Origin of the sequence: Cohnella fermenti, from assembly GCF_004801405.1 — a bacterium.
GTDB classification, from domain to species: Bacteria; Bacillota; Bacilli; order Paenibacillales; family Paenibacillaceae; genus Cohnella; species Cohnella fermenti.
Window position 1 is genome coordinate 16,211 of the sequence record NZ_SSOB01000023.1, and the last position, 20,413, is coordinate 36,623.

Genomic DNA, 20,413 nt, shown 5'->3' on the forward strand with positions numbered 1-20,413 from the left:
CTTCCAATCGCAGATAATCGAGAGGAGCTTGCCAGCATGATCCGAAGAAGCGTCGTCCCATTGTTCCTGACCTTGCTCGTCTGCATTCAACTTGTGTTCGCCCCAGCCGCTTTCGCGGATGACGAAGAAGCCGTCAATTGGAACGCTGCGTTCCGGTTACAGCTTGAGAATAGGCAAGACGTCATCGAGTTGTCCCTCTGGGGTGATCAATTGGACGACCTTTACGCCTTCGAGATCGAATTGCTATTCGATTCGGAACGGCTTCACTTCGTTGGAGCCGACATGGCCGGCCAAGGATTTGACTTAGCGCCTATCGTCGACGGCGGCTCTCTCAAGCTCGTCCATACGAAAGTCGGGGCAGTCGCGGGTGATCAAGGCACCGTCAAACTGGCGAATCTTCAATTCGAAAGGAAACGAGGAGGAACCGCGACCATATCCGTCAGCCATGCCAGTCTGGTCGATTCGAAGCTTGCGCGACGAGACTTGGGAACCGACGCAACGACGACCGTTCCCGCAGCCGTCGGCAAGCTGGTCTGGTCCGACACGAAGGGGCACTGGGCGGCCTCGGCGATAGCCGAGGCTGCGGCGATGGGATGGATCAACGGTTATCCGGATGGCACCTTCAAGCCGGATCAGCCGATCACACGTGCCGAATTCGCTTCGTTGCTCGTTCGCGCCCTGAACTTGCCCTCGAACGCAGACGGTTCGCTTCCGTTCTCGGACCGCATTCCAGAATGGGCGAGCACGGATATCGCGACGGCGTCCATGAACGGCATCGTTTACGGTTACGAAGACGGCACGTTCCGTCCAACGAATCGAATCGACCGTTCGGAGTTGGCCGTTATGGGTTGGCGATCGTTACTTTCTCCGCCTGCCGTTCCCGAGTTGTCCGGGACGGACTTCGCAGACGAAGACCAGATCCCGCCGTGGGCCAAACCAGCCGTCGCTTACCTCGTGCAAAAGAAGCTGTTAATCGGCAAGGGCGCGAGCCGCTTCGACCCGAAGGTCGATGCAACGCGCGCCGAAGCGGTGACGATACTGCTCAGGATCGTACACGCGAAGGAAGAGAGAAATTATCTTTGACGATAGTCCTGGGGCGTCATACCGAACCATTTCCGGAACACGGAGCTGAAGTATGACTGATTCCTGAAGCCGATTCGTCCAGCAATTTCATAGATTCTGCAGTCTTTCTCAAACAGCAGCAGCTTGGCAGCATATTCCATCTTGATCCGCAGAATATAATCGCTTAGCCCTTCCCCGGTCTTCTCCTTGTAGAACTTCGAGAGATAAACCGGGTGAAGGTACACTTGCTCCGACAGGCTCGCCAGCGAGACATCTTCCCCTAAGTGATTGCGCACGTATGCCTGAACGGCGCCGACGATATCGGGCGGTGTTCGCCCGGATTGCCCGTCGGCCGTGTTTCGCGAAGCCTTCTTGTCCCGAATGGCTGGAAAATCCTGCAACACCGAGCGGTAGACGTATACCAGATGAGCGGAGAGACGGGTTTGAGGGCTGATCGCGAACGAGATTTTGCCCTTAAGCAATGTTCGGACTCGCACCAGAATCCGTTCCGCCGCGTATCGAAGCGTCCTCGGTCCAAGCTCGTGCATGAGTAGCGCAGGGTGACCGCGCGACTTCACCAAGTAGACGAAATGACCGTAATTGTCTTTGCACCGCAGCCAATCGAACTCCGGCCGCAAGTTTTCTTCGATGATATTGGCCACCGCGAACTCGAGCGTCGCATCTTGGAATGTCTCATAATCGGGAAACCCTTCGTCGAGCCGAAAGAGCAAGATCGAACAAGGTTCGCCCGCTTCGAGAGGTATGTCGTACAGTTGCAGCGCCTCGTCCAACGCGCGAATGTCCCATCCCGTGCCGGAGATCAGTCTTTGAAGCACGGATTGCTGCAAAAACGGAATATGCTCGTCCAGCAGCCGCGCGATTCGATCCGAATTCACCACGGCTTGAGCCGACGCGGCCTCCCGCGCCGACGCTCCAGCCCCGAACTCCCTGTAGTAAGCCACCGTGTTCCGCCTCCCCGCTGTCGACGACACCGACGATCTCGATTTTCATCCGGCACGCCGAGACATCCGGAAGCTTCGTTCTCGCCGTCGCCCCCCGTAAGGCGATCTGCTTCGGGTTTGTCTTATTTGGAATCCAACACCAATACCCAATCATTTCCCCTGCCTGAAGACGGCGGGGTAAATGCCTGTTCGCCACGGTTCGGATAGGTACCGACAGGATGGAATTCACCTGTCCGAGGATCGAACCAGGAGGCTTCAAACTCTTCCCCTTGAATTTTCTCTAAAGCGACTTTAAGCGTTAACCCATTCGGAGAGTAACAGTATGCGTAACTTTCCCCCCGCGTGGCCACCGCGTAGTTCGCGCCCTCGTGGTTTTCATTCAACAAGGTTTGATCAGGCACGCGGTCGAGAAAGGGTCTGGATTCCATCAGGGCCCTAAGATGCTTCATTTGCGCAGCGCCTGGTTTCTGAAGAGCGCTTTTCCAATCATTAATAAAGTAACTGGACGGCTCCGTTGTCATCGACCAGACCGCGTGATGGCCGTATGTGTGACCGAAAGCGCCTGCAAAAACCGCATAGTACGCAACTCGCCGAACATCCGCCTCGTCAAAGTAACCGTTGACGGCATTAAAACCGCGAGGATGATCCTCATAACACGGCTCCGCATCCAGTGTCGGCTTGACCGGCTCCAGCGCGTAGTCTTTGGCGACCATCTTATAGTTGTCCCTGTCTGCAAGTCCGTGGCTGGACTGAATCATGTTGAAGTCAAGCCATGGCTGGTCGTGTACGTGCAATGAGGAGGACTGTTCTCCATCTGGATGGAAGGTTATGAGATGCCTTCCGCCGTCTCCCTCTTTTAATCCGGCTGCCATTGCTGCGATGACTTCAAAATGGTTCTGCTTGACCAACGGACGATCGCCCCCGAGCACCCATAAGATATTGGCCCGCTCCTTGTAGCGTTCCCCGAGCCAACGGCCGTAAAGTTCGGCGTTTGCGGGATCGAAAATCTCCGGCCCCGTGCCCCAAGCCCGATTGAACTTGTCGCCCCAAGTCGGCAAAAATGCAATATATATCCCAAGCTCTTCGGCCCTGTCTACAACGAAATCGACATGGTCCCAATAATTGTAGTCCGAACGAACATCCGGTCTTGTACAATCATACCGTCCAGCGCTCTGCGTCAATGGCAGCTTGTCGTATGCATTGCCCTTTGTTAACCCATCCAACTCCGCAAGAGCGACAGCCTGGACGACGGTGAAGCCTTGCGCTGCACGGGTTGTCAAATACAACTCGGCGTCTTCACGGCTCAATCGGTGAAACAATTCCCATGCAGTATCTCCAAGCCAGAAAAACGGCGATTCGTCCTCATAGACAAGGAATCGTCGGTTCTCGCTCACCTTTAACCATCGTGCAGTTGATGCAGTTCTCATTTTTGTCGTCTCCTCAGCACAGCTTGCACGTTTAGCTTGCACATTCCCTAATGCATACCCTCATATTCCGATATCGCCATCGTGGGCTTGCCTGCGGTATTCGTTCGGATTCAGTCCGGTGAGCCGTTTGAACACTTTGCTGAAATACGTATATTCCGGCGAAAATCCGACTTCGACTGCGATATCGTACGATTTCTTGGAAGTCATAATTAACAGTTCCTTGGCGCGTTCCACCCGATACCGGTTCAAATAATCGATAAAGGTCATGCCCAGCTCCTTCTTGAACAAATTGCTCAAGTACCCGGAACTTAGTCCGACTTTGCGCGCAACCCGCAGCAAGCTGATGTTCTCCTGATAGTGCAGCTTGATGAACTGCACCGCCTTGATTATCTCGGGACTCATCTGCAATCGGGACCGCGCCTCTTCCGCCAGCTCGCGGACATGCCGTTCGATCAGATCCAGCATCTCGGGCAATGTATCGCACTGTTCAAGACCTTCCGGAATTCCCCGAAGCAATGTAATTTCGTTATGGTTATATTCGTACAGCTTGGTATGAATCCACTGAACCAGTTGATAGACCAGAACCCGAACCGTTTCAGGTTGCTCATGCAGCGAAGAAGTCAGCGTCTGCACGAATCCTTCGTAAGCCTCGATCCCCGATGCGGGCAGCAGCCCCCGCAGAGGCCCGAGCTGACGCAGGCATGCCAGTTGCTCCAGCAATTCGGAGGTATCGACCGGCTCCGAATTAACATGAATCAGTCCCGGACCCGACAGGAACCGGTTCTGAACGACGCGTCTGGCTTCCTCCAACAGCCGGGGCAGCGAAGCATAGCCGTTGCTCAAACTGCTGACGCCGAAGGAGACGGAAGTGTTAAAGTAAGACTTCATGACCTGACGGATCTGTTGAAGCAGGCCGTGAAGCTCTCGGCGGATCGACATTTCCGAAACGACATCCCCATAATGAAGAACAAGCAAGTAGCTTTTATCCTCCAGAGCTGCCGCTTCGCCGCGATTGAACTGTCCGACGATCTCGGTGAGCAGATTTTGGATCGTCATCTTTACGAGATGACCGTGGTCGTCTTTGAATTTACTCCGTAACTGCGCATAGCGGTCGATCTCCATGACGCCGACGATCATCCGTTCTGGAGACAGAGCGAGCCTGTGCACCTGCACGAAGCGCTCGAACTCCTCCGCTTTGCGGATGCCGTAGAACAAGAAGTCCTTCAGCATTTTTTCCTTGAGCAGCTCCGTATCGGCGAGCGTCCTGATGCCCTTGCTTTCGGCCGAACGCTGCGCCCGCGCGAGCAACTCTCCCTCGACGCCGCTCAGCACAGCCTCTATCTCTTCGTCCGTCATCGTAAGCTTGAGAATGTAGTTGGAGACACCCAAGGCCATCGCCTTTCGTACTAGATCGAATTCCTCCAGACAGGACAGGACGACGATTCGAGTCGATTTGTCCTGTTCGCGTATTCTCGATATAAGCTCCATACCATCCATTCGCGGCATTTTAATGTCAGTGATGATCAGGTCCGGACGTTCCCGACCGTAAACTTCCCATGCCGCCAATCCGTCCGGCACATCCCAGGCAACCTCCATACCGAATCGGTTCCAGTCGACGGCGTTTTTGAATCCTATGCGAACCAGCATCTCGTCCTCGACAAGCATTACTTTGAACATTCGGATCGGCCCTCGCTCTCGATTTTGGAGGCCATCTCATTTTATTATGAAGCTGCATTTATCAAAATGAACATAATAAAGATCAATTTGAACAATTTGAATATCTATCAAAAAAAGAGACTGTCCATTCGGATCAGCCTCCGTATTATCAGCTCGAATTAGCTATCTGCTCCTTCTCCCCAGGACCTCTTGCGGAAATCGTTGGGATTCAGCCCCGTTACCTTTTTGAATACCTTGCTAAAGTACGTATATTCAGGCGAGAAGCCGACCTTGACGGCGATATCCGCGGACTTGAGCTGCGTACGGATCAGCAGCTCCTTGGCCCTCTCAATCCGATAACGATTCAAATATTCGACGAAGTTGATTTGGAGTTCTTTGCCGAATAAGCTGCTTAAGTAGCCAGGGCTAAGCTTGACATGATCGGCCACGATCTGCAAGCTGATATTCTCTTCATAATGCAGCTTGATATACTGGATCGCCTTCATGATCTCTCCGCTCATCTGCAGCCGGTCGTGCGTCTCCTCCACCAGTTGCCCGAGATGAAGCAGCAGGAGATCCAGCTTTTCCGGAAGCGTATCCGCACGATCCAGCCGGCCGGCAACGTTCATTAGCGATGCCCGTTCCTCCGCACTGTCGGACATGCTCGCATGAATCCACTGCACGAACTGATGCAGCGTCGTCTCGATTGTTTTGCGATCCTCGCCAAGCCTATCAGCCAGTAGATCGATATAGTGCTCAAACGCGCGAAGGCCCGAATCTGGAAGCAGTTGTCGAAACGGCTCGTACACCCGAATCATCGCCAGCTTGCGGCGAATCGTTTCTTCTTCGACGACCGTGTCCGCGCTGATGATCGCGCCTGAGCCGGCGAGATATCTTTTATCCAGCGCCCTAAGCGCCTCGCCGTACATCCCCGCCAACGAAGCGTAACCGCTTCTGATCTCGCTGATGCCGAACGAGACGGACACGTTGAAGCAAGTCCGCACAATCTCGCGGATCTGGTGCAGAAGCTCCAGCACCATGCTCCGGATGTCGCGTTCGGACAACATATCCTCGTGATGCATCATCAGCAAATATCTCTTCTCGTCGACCGCGACCGCTTCTCCTCTCCTGCGCGAAGTCATGATCTCGTTCAGTATATTCATGATCGTCATCTTGGCGAGATGGCCATGCTCATCCTTAAGCTTCTCCTTCAATAGCACGTATCGGTCGATCTCCATCACGACGACGACCATGCGGACCGGCGATAAACGCAGTTTCTTGCATACCGCGAATCGTTCAAATTCTTCGGGCGTGTATATGCCGTAGAACATGAAGTCCTTCAGCATCTTTTCCTTTACGAGCTCCAGATTTTCGATTCCTGCCGGAGCATCCGTCCTCTCAGCCTGCTGTGTCTGCATCCGCAACTCCTCGGCCGCTCCGTGCAGCACGCTCTCGATCTCCTCTTCGGTCATCGTGAGCTTTAATATATAGTTGGATACGTCTAGGGCCATCGCCTTGCGCACCAGCTCGAACTCCTCCAGACAGGACAGCACGATAATACGCACCGTCTTGTCGATCTCGCGAATCTTGGCGATTAATCCCATTCCATCAAGCTTCGGCATTCGAATATCCGTCATGACGAGGTCCGGTCGTTCGCGCTGGAAGTATTCCCACGCTGCCAGACCGTCCGCATAGTCCGCAGTTACCTGCATGTCGAATTTCTGCCAGTCCACGGAACTTTTCAGCCCGATCCTCACCAGCATCTCATCCTCGACGATCATGACTTTATACACCATGCCCCGCTCCCTCTGCTGCCCGCTTGCCCTTCGGCTATCTCCAGTATAGCCGTTAGTAAAATAAAGAGGCAATGCCGAGCTTAAGACGTGCAAGCATAGTGCAGCAGCGATATGCGCAAGTGCCTCCAAGCTGTAAAAACCGCCCGGACGGCAATGTCGTCTGGGCGGCAATCATAGCGAATTATGAGACTGAATCGGCGCTAGCTCAGCTTGGAAATCTCGACGGCATCGATAAAAGCCGTCTGATCGCCCGTCGGAGCCGTACCTGCGAACTTGATCGTATGCACTCCGGCGGTCGACGCGAATATATCCGACGTGTATGCCGCGAAGCTGCCGGATAAAGGTACGATTGTGCCTACGAGCGTCGAGTCGAGATATACTTGAATCGTCTGATTGCCGCCGTAGTTGGTGCGCTTCGCGGCCTGGAGAGCAATCTTGTAATTCCCCGCCTCGGCGAACGTCACTGATTGGCTAATCTCGCCGTGGCTGCCATTCTGGCTCTGAATGAACGCCGTCTGCGTACCCTCCGGCGCGGATGCTGCGCCGAACGAACCGCCGTTCTTCTGCACCCCGGCCTTATCGTTGAACGTCCAGCCGCTCGTCGTCGGCCCATACGTATAGTTCGTCGTAGCTGGCGCCTCAAAACCGGCATTAAGCAGAGTCAGTGCTGAACCGCCGCCGCTGTTCAGCTTGTAATAGCATTTCTTCGCCGTGTTATAGGCCGGATCGCTGCCGAACGTCCCCGTCGTGCAGACTGCGCTGTTCGTGTAGTTGCCGTACAGGAACGAACCGTTCGCGCCGTAGGCGACGCTTGCCGCTCCGCTGAAGGTACAGGTGCCGAATTCGTCGGCGCAGTATGTGTAGCCGGCGGGTCCTCCGCCCGAGATCGTGAACGTCGCCGAAGACACCGCCGAGTCGTTCATCCCGGACTTGATCGCGATCGCCTTGATCGTCGTCGTGGCGGATACGGCGATTGGCGAGGCGTACAGCGTCGAAGAAGCTGTCGGCGCGCTGCCGTCCGTCGTATAGCGGATTTGCGCATCGGCAGTCGACGTCGATATCATCACCGTCTGTGCGCCGCTATAGGAGCCGCCAGCCGGACTAAAGGTGGGTGCCGCAACCGTCTCGCCCGTCTGCAGCTTGAAGTAGCAAGCTTTGAACGTACCGGATGCGGGATCCCCGCCGAACGCGGTCGAATTGCAGGCGACTTTCTTGACGAAGGTGCCGTACAGGTAACTGCCATTCGCGCCGAAGGCGACCGAGGCAGTGCCCGGGAAGTTGCACGTCTGCGTCTCCTGCGAGCAGAATTCGTAGCCGGCAGGACCGTTTGACGGCGGTACGATCCGGTAATACACGGCCTTAAGCGGCGAAGCCGCGAGGCCGGACTTGAACGCGACGGCCTTCAGATAGGCCGAGTCGGACAGCGTGATCGGTCCCGTATACGCCGTCGAGCTCGCCGTCGGCGTGCTGCCGTCAGTCGTATATCGGATCGTCGCGCCGGATGTCGCGGTCGTCATCGTGATTGTCTGGCTACCATTGTACGATCCGCCCGGTAGCGAGAAGCTCGGGATATCGCCCCGCCCGGACGTCGATGCCGGAGCGACGCGAACGAGCGATATTCCGAAGCTCGACGGATTGCCCGCGCTGGTCGCCTTGACGGCGATCAGCTTCTCCTCCGTCAGCGAAGGCGCCGTGTAAAGACCACCGCTCGTTATCGAGCCGTTGCCGCTGCCGATCACGCTCCACGTGACGCCGCCGGAGCCGTCGATCACGTTTGCAGCGAGCTGGACAGACGCTCCCGCCGCTGCGGAAGTATTCGCCGGCGACATCTGTACCTGCGTCTCAGCCGGCAATGTCGTATAGACGATGACGTTGCGGTTGCCGTCGATTGCGTTGTCGCTGAAGGAGGAGCCGGCGGAGATCGCGGCGGACTGCGCCGGCAGTATGCCGTTCTCTTCGGGGACGATCGTGTCATTGTATACGAATTTGTGGAATGTCTTCCCCACATTGATGCCGCTGAAGTCGAACGTGACGTTGCGGCCTTCAGACGATTCGTTGGTCTCCAGCACAATCGTGTAATCTCCGCCAGTCGTCTTGAAGGCGGCGGCGCGCAGGTCCGACGAGCCGGTGTTGACCGCGACGATCGTGCTGTGCGCCGGAATATATCTCGTCAAGAGGCCCGCTTCGTAGTATCTCGTGTTGGGCGTCTTGGAGATGACCAACGAGTCCCACAGCGTATAGGTGCCGTTCGTATCCGTCGTCTCGTTCGGATCCTCTACCCAGACGCCGTTGAGTTGCCAGATGAGGCCAGCCTTGATCCCTTCGTTCGCCATCTTGATGACGTAGTTGGCATAGCCTGCGTCCCAGCCGCTGTCGTAGCGTCCGGGGAAGCCGAACTCCGACAGGACGACGGGCTTCGTGCCTGCGATATTTTTGCGGGAGGAGATCTGGCCGCTTAGCTCGTCGTAGCCGCCGCCGTATACGTGGAAGGTAAAAGCATCGATGGCGCTGTTCGCGTTGTCCTTCATGTACTGGGTCCAAGTCGTGTCGTTCCACTCCTCCGGTCCCCAGATTTGCACCAGTCCGCGCCGGCCGTCGGCCGTCAGCTTGTCGTTAACCTTCTTTACCATGTCGGCGTAGTAAGCGCGCTGCTCGCCGGGCGCTTCAAAGTCCCAATAGCCGTTCGGCTCGTTGTAAAAGGTCAGGTATTTGATATTCGAGTAATTGCGGTTCGTGATCAGCTCGTTCAGTGCCGCAGACGCCGACGCGGCGAAGGCATCGAGATCGGCCGGCGCGCTCGTATCCGCCGGGACGCCGGGAATGCTGAACCATTCCTGAATGCTCCGGCCAGCCTTCCAGCCGAAGTTCAACTCAATCTCCGTTCCCGCTTCCTTCAAAGCGTCCAGATACTTGTAGAACGCCTGCATCTTCGGACTATCCCAGGTATAGACGCCTTTAGTCGTCTCCATCCAGTCGACTTGGAACCAGACCCGAGCGACCTTCGGCTTGATCGTCTGTATGCGCTTGCGATCCATGTCCCAATATGCTTCTTCATAGCCTTTGGACAGATTGTTCTCCATCAGACTCGTCGGTATCAAGTTGACCCCAACGCCGAGAAAATCCGATTGCACGGTCTGATTCGGATTGATCGTCACCGTGTGACTCGTCGCAGCGTTCGCCTTGGGTATGTCTCCAAACGGCTGGACGGACACCGAGAGGACAATCAGCAGTGCCCATAGCGCATGACTCCATTTTCTACTGCCCGTTTTTTTCATTAATGCGTCTCCTTTTGTCGAAAATGTGCAGCGTAAAAATGCCAGAATGCAAATCCTCGATCGGCGATTCCGGTCGTGCGTTCGCGGCTTATGTCTGCCATCCCCCCTCCCTTCGCGAAGATGTTCCCAGATTAAGCGAAAAAGCGAACAGTCGGAATGAAGGATTTGAAGATTTGGTTGAAATGACCTGCCGAATTTTCTTCATGAAGATACAAATTGTTCGCAATGGCTTATGCGCACCCATCTATGCTTCACGCGTCGCTCACACGGCGGTTTTACTCCTCTACTCCATCGCCTCCTCCTGCAGGTTCAGCAATTGCCGCGCAGGAGCCCGATCCTCCGCGCCCTTGAGCAGGAGCGTGTAGAGTGAATTCCATTCCGGATGGCCTGTCGCTTCAAGTTGCAACTGCATCCTGCCAGACCCTATGGCCGGCATTCTGAAGCGCGCCGTCGGTCCCCGGCTATTTTCCCCGGCCCCGGCTCCCTCGTGCTCCCAGCGCATCAATAGCCGCCGTGTCCCGTCCGGCAGTCGCAGCCAAGCCTCGATCGAGCCCGGCGGCAAGGCATTCGTACTGTCGTTCAGCAGCCATAGCTCGGGCTCAAACCACTCTCCCTCTCTCCAGTCGAAGCGAGGGATACGGGCGCTTGCCAGCACGGGTCGGCACGCTGCCTGCACCGCATAGTAGCCGGGCTTCGGCACGGCCGGCCAGCAGACGATGCTGTTGTTCGCCGCAGCGGGCCATGGCTCGTTGTAGCACCAGTTCAGCGCCATCGCACACTTCGGCTTCTGCCGCCGCGCTTCCTCGTAGATCGCCGTGTAGCCGACCGACTGCAGGAGCTGACCGCGCTCGACGAGCTGTTCCAGACTGTCGGAGGGGCCGAAGTAGTGTTCGAGATGATCCTCCATCAGCCACATGTTGTCCGATAGCGCCTTGAAGGCATGATGGCTCTCCCAGGACGTGCCCGGCCTCGGCGGGAACCATTCCGCCTCCGGAATGAAGCGGCGGATCAGCTCAGCTGGAGCAGGGGCGGGCATGCCGAACTCGGTATAGGCAGTGTTGTCCGCTTCGATCATCGCCTGCAGCACGTCCTTTGTCTCGCTGTAGCGGAACATATAATGCCCGTGCCCCATGCCGTCCAGCGGCGACGTCATCAGGAACGGCGTACCGGAATCCAGCTCAAGGCAGTTGGCGTTCAGCAACCGCAGCGGCAGCGACTGATCGGTCATGCCCGACCATGCGTTGAACAATTCGTTGCCTCCGCACCAGAGCACGAGCGAGGCGTGGCCGCGCAGCCGCCTGACGATGGAACGGGATTCCCGGTCGAGCACCGACAGATAAGCGGGGTCGTCAGGGTACAGATTGCAGGCGAGCGGGAATTCCTGCCACACCATCAGCCCCATTTCGTCACACAGTTCGAAGAAGGACTTTTTGTTGACAACGCCTCCGCCCCAGACGCGCAGCAGATTCATGTGCGCATCCTTCGCCAGTTGAAGCAGCGCGCTGTACATCTCCCTGTCGAAGCGACCGGGGAAAATATCCGGATGCACCCAGTTTGTCCCCTTCCCGAATACGCGGCGGCCGTTAATCTCCAGCGTCGTCGGCGGATGGCTGCGGCTCTTCGGAAAGGTCGATGGCTCCCGCCACGCGCCTTCGTGCATGACAAGCCGCACGCGCCTGAAGCCGATTCGCTGCACGCGGATGTCAGTCGCGAGCGCAAGATCGCTCGGCAACCACATCACCTCGGATGTATAGAGCGGCTGTTCCCCCTGATCATGCGGCCACCATAGCATCAGTCGGGCCAACTCGGCCCGGTCCGTCGCAATCCCGCGGTCTGCAGCGCTAATCGGCACAGTTCTCCGCAGCACCTCCTCGCCGTTCGGGTCCCGCACAACCCACGCCAGTTCGCCGTCCGCCGGCGCACCGAGACACGCCGTCAGCGTAAGCGAAGCGGTCGTAAGGTCCTCGCTCAGTGTATAGATAACTTCAGCTTCGGTGAGGCGGTGGGAAGGAATTGATGTCAGATAGGTCTCGTCCCAGATGCCGAGCGTGACGAGACGCGGATGCCAGTCCCAGCCGTAGCTGACGGCGGGCTTGCAGGAGTGAGCCGCCTGCGAGCGGTCGTGAGGCGCAGTTGTCCGTTTGGGCGCCGGATCGACGATAATCTCCAGTGTGCCGCCTGCACCCGCCGCATCCGTGACGTCCAGCTCTACCGGTGTGAACATCCCTTCCTGGCGAAGCAGTTCCTCGCCGTTCAGCAGCACGCGAAAGCTATAATCGATGCCTAACGATACAAAGATCAGCCGCTCTTCCGCAGACAGCAGGGTCGGCTCAATCCGCGCCCTGTACGTCCAATATTTATCCTCCATCCAGCCATACTGCCGCCAGTTTTCTCCGTACGTATGGTCGCCCCAGCCCTCCGCGCGCGCCCAATCGAGTTGCACGGCTCCCGGCACCTGCGCCGGAACCATCCGCGCCGGCGCCTCGTCCGCCGAATCGCTCCAGCCAACCTGCCAATTCAATACGGTTTTCTCCGCCATTGTCCATCCTCCTGATTTGTTTGTCTATTCGCCGCTCCTCAGCCGCGCTTCAGTCATGCGCCCGCAGCACGCGTCCGATCGGCAGCTCGCCGGCCAGCTTGGCCACGAGCAGGCCGGCCGTGAATTCAATATCGCCGTACGTATTAACGATCGTGTCGATCGAAGCCTCATATTCCTTGTGCACGAATGGATGATAATGCGAGACGAAGACGACCGGTGTGCCGAGCTTCATCCACCCGCCCATCATATTGCGCGCAACTTCGTCATGCAGCCGGATGACATTCAGTCCGTAGCTCAGTTGACTCCCGATAGAACAGAGAATCAGATCGTAGCCGCCATCGTTCGCCGCGTCGAACAGCCTGTCCGGCCCCGGATCGATCCATTGGTCCACATGGCCGCAGCGCTGCCGCAGTGCTTCCGCGAGTCGGGCATACAGCGCCGAGTATCGGTCCGGGTTATTCATGACGACTGCGTGCAGTACGCGAGTCCCATGCCCGAGCGACAGCGGCAACGTTCCCTCGCGATCTCGTACGACAGTGATGCATGCGTCGGACGCCCGACGGGCAACCTCGAGATTGTGCTGTCGGTCCACCGCCTGCTTGCCTCCGTCTCCCGCTTTATCCGAAGCTGCTCCCGCCAACAGGCCCATCTGCGCTTTCAACGCTACGATGCGAGCCGCCCTGTCGCGCAGCGCCGCCATCGTCAGCATGCCATTGTCAAGGCGCGACTCCATCTCTGCATAGAACCGCTCGTCGACTCGAGGAAACAACAGCACATCGCAACCGTTCTCGATCGTAAGCGCGCAGGCGTCGTAATAATTCATATATCCGACGATGCCTCCCATTGTGATCGCGTCCGAGACGATCAGGCCCTCGAAGCCGAGCTCGCCGCGCAGCAGATCGACGAGCAGCCGCTTCGACACCGTTGCCGGCGGATACAGGCCGCGTTCGTCGGGCTCATCGAACGCAGGCAACGCGATATGTCCCGGCATGACTGCCATGACGCCTTCTGCAATCAGCTCGCGGAATACGCGGCCCGGACCGGCGAGCCACTCCTCGCGGCTGAGCGGGATGACAGGCGTCGTCAGATGCTGATCCCACGTCGTGAACCCGTCGCCGGGAAAGTGCTTGATCGTCGCCATCATGCCGTTATCCTGCAAACCGCGCATATACGCGCCCGCCATTCCGACGATCTGCTCCGGAAGATGGCCTGCGCTGCGTGCCCCTACGACGGGCGAATCCTGCTCGATTGCCATATCCGCTACCGGGGAGAACGTCCAGTTATAACCGATCTCTCCCGCCTCGGTAGCGGCAATCCGCCCAACTTCATACGCAAGCTCGGAATCTCCCGTCTGACTTAGCCCCATGAAGGTCGGGAAGCGTGCCGCTCCCTTCACCATGTCTCCCGGTCCGCTCTCCATATCGCTGACGATGAGCGGCGGTATCTTGCATGCCGCCTTGAATCCGGCGATGTCTGCGTCGAGCTTCTCCCGCTCCTCCGGGTGGAAAAACATCGCGCCGTATTCCCGTAGCGACTGACCGCCAGCCGTGCCGATATTCGGGCACATCACCTGGCTGAGCAGCCTGCGGAAGTCCCAGCCCGCAACCTCATCGCGAATCGCTTGGCCGATTTGAATCCGATATGCCATCTGCCTTCTCTCCTTTATCGATAGAGTTCTGCTAAAAGAACAAGCAGAGCCTCGGCCGCCTTCGACCGTGGCTCTGCTTGCGACACCTCCATTTAATTACTGCAGGCCGTTCGCCTTGCGGTTTTCCGCATACTTCTCCGTATAGTACTTCGTAACGTCGTCTGCGCCGGCCTTTTTGAATGCCTCGAGCGCTTCGCTCTTCGCCTTAGCGAAGGCGGCATCGTCCTTGGCCAGAATGATCTTGCCCGCATAGCGCATGGCCAGTTCCTTCAGTTGGCCATCGACCTTCTTCAGATCGTCCGACAGATCCGGAGTGACGACGGTGTTCTCTGCGATGACCTGCTCTTCCGGCATGCTCTCAAACCGGGAAGTGAAGTTTTTGAGCTTGCCTTCCGCGACCTGCTTGACGAAGACCTCGCCCGGCGACGTGACACCGTAGAACGAACTGAAGTCCTGCTGTAGCTGATTGAGCCCTTTGGATAACGCATCCTTCGAAGTGAACAGATCGAGCGGCTCGCCATCCGTCGGATCGACATTCGCACCGCCCAGACCGATCAGGTTAATATCGAGCGCTACGCCCGTTTTTTCCCAGTCTGTGCCGCCTGCGTTTTTAAGCGCAAATGTCTCTTCCTTCAATTGCGGCTTGCCGTCCACCATATCCCATTGTACGCCCTTCACGCCGCTCCACAGCGTTCTCGCGCCTTCGTAGGAGTAAAGGTAGTTGAGGAATTCCATCGCCTTCTCCGGGTTCTTCGAGCTCTTGGAGATCGAGTAGCTCTTGTCGCTCCAACCGAGCGGCTTAATCTCGCCGAACCAGGCATACTGCCCTACTGGAACGACCATGAAGCCCTTGCCGTCATTCGCGTTTTGCTTGTTGAAGTCGCCCATCGCCCAGTCTGCCGGACCCATGATGATCTGGCCAGCCGTCGCCTTGGCCATATAGTCGTTGTTCTTCATCGTAAGGGCATCCGGGTCAAGCAATCCTTTGCGGTTCGCCTTATTATAGAATTCCATTGCAGTCCAGTAAGCGGATGACTCGTCCGTCAGCATATTCGTGAATTGCGTATCCATCGCACCCTTGACCATGGTGTTCGTATTGGCTCCCGTCTGGCCGGTCAAGAACTGGAACGGATAAATGTAAGGCCATACGTCCCAGTCCTGCCACATGGAGACACCGTATACTTTTTTGCCATCTTCAGTTGTTGGATGCTTCGCTACAATCTGCTCGAGCACATTCAGCACATCGTCCGTGCTGTTCATCGCCGGTGCGCCAATTTCTTTGTAAAAGTCCCAACGGATCGTGGCGCCGATCGACAGCGGGATGACATTGTCGGCCGGCTTCGGCTGAATTTGCGGTGGCAGGAAGTACAGATTGCCGGTCCCCTGGCTCCAGTTTTGCTTGCTGAAGTCGAGGACGGTAGGCACGTTGGCTGTAATATCCTTGCCGTATTGCGCAACGAGATCGTCCATCGGGATGATCAGATTGCCCTCGATGAGCTGCTTGCCGTACTTGGTAGGATCGGCCCTCACGATATCTGGCAGATCGCCGCCGGCCAGCAGTACGCCGAACTTATTGTCGTCCGCTTCGACGTACTCGATCTTGACGCCAATTTTTTTGGCGATTTCCTGCTGGATGGCGCTGTCAGGGTAATTATTCCATTTGGAGCCGGTCTCGTTGATTAACAAGCGCAGCGTGACCGCATCCTTGGACTTATCGACATCGTCGGTAGCGGAAGCGCTTGCACTCGCCGTAGAGCCAGAACTTGCTGATGGAGATGCTGATGAAGTGCTTGGAGACGCGCCGTTGTTGCCGTTATTGCCGGAGCATGCAGTCAACGCGGCGGTCAGCGCCATCAGCGCCGCACCTGTCGATAGAGCCAGTTTCTTCTTTCTCATTTAACGAACCTCCCTAATATAATCGTACTGATTTATATAATTATCGGAGCGAACCCGCACTGCGGGCCCATGGGCCCGCTCCGGATAATTCCGGTGCTCCGGGGCGGCTAACCCTTGACTGCGCCGAGCATGATGCCCTTGACGAAGAAGCGCTGCAGGAACGGATATACGAGCACGATTGGCAGCGTGACGAGCATCGTGATCGTCATCTGGATGGATTGCGGTGTCATGACTTTTTGTGCGCCGGCTCTCGTCAACTGCTCGGAGGTCATGCTTGACAGATTGTTCGACTGATTGAGCAAATTGTACAGCAGAAGTTGAAGCGTTTGAAGTTTCGGATTTTCCACAAGAAAGTAATTATCGAACCATGTGTTCCACTGCCCCACGGCTGCAAATACGGCGATCGTGGCGATGATCGGCATCGAGAGGGGGAAGATGATTCTGCTGAAAATCACCATATAGCCTGCCCCGTCGATCTTTGCCGATTCTTCCAGCGATGCCGGCAGTTGTTCCATGAACGTTTTGATCAGAATTACATAGAAGCCTATCAAAGCACTTGGAATGATATACAGCAGGAAATTATTCTGGAAGCCGTATGCTTTCATCGTGAGATACCACGGGATAAAACCGGCGTTAAAATACATGGTAATCAGCACAAACCGATAGATGACTTTGCGGAAGGGCATCTCCTGCTTCGTAATCAGATAGGCGAAGAAGGAACAGCAGACGACCGTGATCGCTGTGCCGAAGATGGTCCGCAGCAATGATATGAACGCAGCCTGCGAGATGCCCCGTAAATGGACAGCCGCTTTGTAGCTCTCCAGAGAGAAGCCTGCCGGCCATAAGTAGACCCCGCTCTGCGCCTTGAACGAATCGCTGATTGAATAGATGAATATATAATAGAACGGATAAATCGTCGCAATGACAAGTAAGGTCAGCAGGAAATAGTTGACGATGTTAAACAGCGCATCCGGCCAATGAATCGTTTTTCTGGTCATATTTCAGTCCTCCCGGCGGCTATACGATGCTCTCGCCGCGCACCTTTCTGGAGAATAAGTTGACGGTGAACAACAGCACCACGCTGATGACGGTCTTGAAGATGCCGACGGCCGTCGAGTACGAGTAATCCTGCGTGATGAGACCGAGGCGGTATACATAAAGGTCGATGACCTCAATGCGGTCCGCGACAAGCATATTATTGAACACCAGGTATTGCTCGAAGCCCGCCGACAGCAGATTGCTGATCGAGAGCAACAGCAGCACGAGAAACGTAGGCATGATGCTCGGAATCGTGATGTGCCAGATGCTGCGGAACCTGCCGGCGCCGTCTACTTTGGCAGCGTCGTACTGCTCGCCGTCAATGCTGACGATCGCAGCCAGATAGATGATCGCGCTCCAGCCGACCGTCTTCCATATAAGCAAGCCCGTCTGGAAGCTCCAGACGCGGTCCGCGTTGCCGAGCAGGTTGATCGGTGTATCGGACAGACCGAGCTTCATGACGATCTGGTTCAGGACGCCATCGGTGCTGAATATGCTGAACGCGAGCGAATACACAATAATCCATGAGATATAGTTCGGCAGCGTCGAAGTTGTCTGCACGATTCGTTTGAACCATCCGCTCTTGACCTCGGATACCATAATCGCCAGTACAAGCGGAATCGGCGAGCAGAGAATCGACAGTCCGCTCAGGGAGATCGTATTGATCAATACGCGCCCCATGCTCGGATCGTTGAACATCTCAACGAAATTCTCGAAGCCGATGAATTCCGTCTTGCTGAGCGGGATGCCGGGCTTGTAATCGTAAAATGCGTATATCCAGCCGAAGAGCGGAACATAGCTGAAAGCGAAGGCAATCAGGATGAAAGGCAGTACCATCAGAAGCAACTTAATGCCGTCTCGATGGAGCTTGCGCTTCGGAATGACGGGATTAACCTTCGCAGCGGTTGTAGCAGCTTCCATAAGCTTGGCTCCTTTATTTAATGTTGTGTTATGTTTTCATTATAAAGGCGATGATTTTGTTTCCAAATGAACAAATTACGGTTCGATTTGAACATTTATCGAAATAAAAGACCGCGTCTTCATAAGAGAAGACGCGGCCTGAACAATTATCGAAAAAACTTGAACAATACAAAGGTGGCGTCCCGACAATCGTTCACATCTCCGGAATTCGAACGACAACGCTTGCTCCAGTCTCTCGTCGGACGAACCGAAGCCCATAGCGCTCGCCGAAATACAGTCGGATTCGTTTATTGACATTGTGCAGGCCGATTCCGCTGCCCGCTCCTCCTGACGGCGTCTCCTCGCCTCGCTCCAAGCGCCGGTTCAGCTCCTCCAGCCTGTCGGGATCAAGACCGGCGCCGGTATCGTTCACTGATATAAGGAGATCTCCCGCCTCTCGCGTCACGCCGATCGTGATAACGACGATATGATCTTCGGTCGCACTCCCCGACGCGATTGCATTTTCCACAAGCGGTTGTAAAATAAACCTCGGAACCTGGCAACCGAGCAGATCCTCCTCAGCCTTGACCTCGAATGCCACACCATTGTTGAAGCGCCAGTTGATGATCTTCACGTAGTTCTCCAGATAATGAATCTCGTCCCGAAGCGCGCACATCCTGCTCTGGCTCGCGAAGGTCGCGCGCAATATCGTACCTAGCGCCACGATGCTGCCGACGATATTGTCCGCCTTGATGATCGAGGCCATCCATCGAATCATGTTCAGCGTATTGTACAGAAAATGCGGATTGATCTGGTACTGCAGCGCCTCGATCTCCAGCACCCGCTTCTGCTCCTGCATCTCGTTGTTGCGCTCGATCTGGGCGGCAAGCCCCAGAGACATCTCGTTGAAGCGACGGATGACCGTGCCCAATTCATTGTCCGGCACCTCCGTGACCGTGACGCCGAATTCGCCGTTGCTCATGTTTTTCATCGTTTGAGACAGGACATGCAGTGGCTTCATCATTTTGCGGAGCCAGAAGTACGATAAGGTAAACATCACAAGAATACTGAGCAAAAAGACAATAGAAAGCAGGCGTTGCGCCCTGTTGATCTGATCCGAATATTGGCTGAGCGGCACTTCCTTCATAATATACCAGCCGCTGTTTTGCAGACGGTAATAGACGTATTGGACCTGGCTTGCGCCTCGCCGCTCGTCGTGGCTGCCGTACAGCGTGCCCTCAGAAGGCATATAAGGGCTTGAGAGACCGACGCGTCCGGGCTGGTCTGCGGATACGATTCTCCCCTCCGCGTCTACGATGAACGTATCGCCGCCTTCGGACGGATCGGTAGCATAAATGGAAGAGAAATAGCGCTCTTCGACATTAAAAATCAAAAGCCCTTTCAGCCGCGGATTGGATACAGCATTGACCCCCCTCGCCAGGCTGATCAGATCTCCGTCAAGTTCCCCGGTCATGTACGGGTTATAATCCGACTTGGACCATAGCCCCCATACACGCATATAAGGAAACGCCCGCTGTGTCTCACGGTAGGTATCGGAGACGGGAAAGGATTCGTTCCAATCCTCTGCCGTGTTGACGAGCGTCGTAGCGGCGCTTCCTCCGATCAACCCCGTCTCCTCGGAGAAGAAATAGATCGACGACAAGTAGGTGTAGTTGAACAAATAAGTCTCGATGACGGCGTGAAAATCATTCTTGGCCTTCAAATAATCGTATTCGGACGGATCGGCGCGCGATGTGAGCAGATCTTGGAGACTCTCATCCATCTTAAGCAGATTAGAAAGCCTGTCCACGTCGCTCACGAGCGATTGAATGTTATGGTCGAGCTGCTGGAACTGCTGGTGGAGCGTACGTTCGTTCTGTTCCTTAATCAGCCCCAATACGAACGAATACAGCGCGTACGAAGATGCGGCGAATACAATAAGCGAGATGAGCATAAAGGAGATGACGAGCTGAGTACCCAAACTTTGTAACTTGCCCTTAAGCTTCATGTCCCGTTCTCCTCCATGGCCGACAGGAAGCCGGTGTCATGACTCAATCATAATGGAATACATTGCTCCAAGATATATCATATATTACCGACCGCGACGCATGGCTTGAATAATTTAACGAAAAGCTTGAAAAACGATAGGAACGTGGGCTTGCGGTTCTGCTATCGACTTCAAATAGCCAGTTAGCGGCATGGGGGATTAGTCCC

12 protein-coding genes are annotated in these 20,413 nt (G+C 55.8%); 1 reads left to right on the forward strand and 11 read right to left on the reverse strand.

Annotation, left to right across the window (positions count from 1 at the left end):
* Positions 1-36 precede the first annotated feature (36 nt).
* On the forward strand, positions 37-1,083 hold the full coding sequence (locus E6C55_RS18045; RefSeq protein ID WP_136371214.1) for an S-layer homology domain-containing protein: 1,047 nt from the start codon (positions 37-39) through the stop codon (positions 1,081-1,083).
* Here the strand turns inward: E6C55_RS18045 and E6C55_RS18050 are convergent.
* The 11 genes from E6C55_RS18050 to E6C55_RS18105 all read right to left on the reverse strand — a co-directional run bounded on the left by E6C55_RS18050 (position 1,074) and on the right by E6C55_RS18105 (position 20,207).
* Entirely contained in the window at positions 1,074-2,024 is a 951-nt protein-coding gene (locus E6C55_RS18050) for a helix-turn-helix transcriptional regulator (RefSeq protein ID WP_136371215.1), read from the reverse strand. The genes E6C55_RS18045 and E6C55_RS18050 overlap by 10 nt on opposite strands.
* 122 nt (positions 2,025-2,146) lie before the next feature.
* A complete protein-coding gene (locus E6C55_RS18055) occupies positions 2,147-3,451 on the reverse strand; it encodes a glycoside hydrolase family 140 protein (protein WP_211093606.1) in 1,305 nt (434 codons plus the stop codon).
* Between the two features lie 60 nt (positions 3,452-3,511).
* Positions 3,512-5,128 carry a response regulator gene (locus E6C55_RS18060; RefSeq protein ID WP_136371216.1) on the reverse strand — a complete coding sequence of 539 codons (1,617 nt, stop codon included), beginning with the start codon at positions 5,126-5,128 and terminating at the stop codon, positions 3,512-3,514.
* 158 nt (positions 5,129-5,286) lie between these two features.
* Positions 5,287-6,903: a response regulator gene (locus E6C55_RS18065; protein WP_230986737.1), complete on the reverse strand. Its 1,617-nt coding sequence runs from the start codon at positions 6,901-6,903 to the stop codon at positions 5,287-5,289.
* Between the two features lie 200 nt (positions 6,904-7,103).
* Positions 7,104-10,178 carry a chitobiase/beta-hexosaminidase C-terminal domain-containing protein gene (locus E6C55_RS34220; protein ID WP_211093607.1) on the reverse strand — a complete coding sequence of 1,025 codons (3,075 nt, stop codon included), beginning with the start codon at positions 10,176-10,178 and terminating at the stop codon, positions 7,104-7,106.
* 283 nt (positions 10,179-10,461) lie between these two features.
* Positions 10,462-12,717, reverse strand: a complete 2,256-nt coding sequence (locus E6C55_RS18080) for a glycoside hydrolase family 2 protein (protein WP_136371217.1) — start codon at positions 12,715-12,717, stop codon at positions 10,462-10,464.
* 49 nt (positions 12,718-12,766) lie between these two features.
* On the reverse strand, positions 12,767-14,365 hold the full coding sequence (locus E6C55_RS18085; protein WP_136371218.1) for a glycoside hydrolase family 3 protein: 1,599 nt from the start codon (positions 14,363-14,365) through the stop codon (positions 12,767-12,769).
* A 96-nt stretch (positions 14,366-14,461) separates the two neighbouring features.
* Complete coding sequence (locus E6C55_RS18090) at positions 14,462-16,261, reverse strand: extracellular solute-binding protein (protein WP_136371219.1); 1,800 nt, start codon at positions 16,259-16,261, stop codon at positions 14,462-14,464.
* A gap of 107 nt (positions 16,262-16,368) precedes the next feature.
* Complete coding sequence (locus E6C55_RS18095; RefSeq protein WP_136371220.1) at positions 16,369-17,259, reverse strand: carbohydrate ABC transporter permease; 891 nt, start codon at positions 17,257-17,259, stop codon at positions 16,369-16,371.
* Positions 17,260-17,278: 19 nt separating this feature from the next.
* Positions 17,279-18,220 (reverse strand): ABC transporter permease, encoded by a 942-nt coding sequence (locus E6C55_RS18100; protein ID WP_136371221.1) that lies wholly within the window; start codon positions 18,218-18,220, stop codon positions 17,279-17,281.
* 193 nt (positions 18,221-18,413) lie between these two features.
* Positions 18,414-20,207, reverse strand: a complete 1,794-nt coding sequence (locus tag E6C55_RS18105; RefSeq protein WP_136371222.1) for a sensor histidine kinase — start codon at positions 20,205-20,207, stop codon at positions 18,414-18,416.
* Positions 20,208-20,413 lie beyond the last annotated feature (206 nt).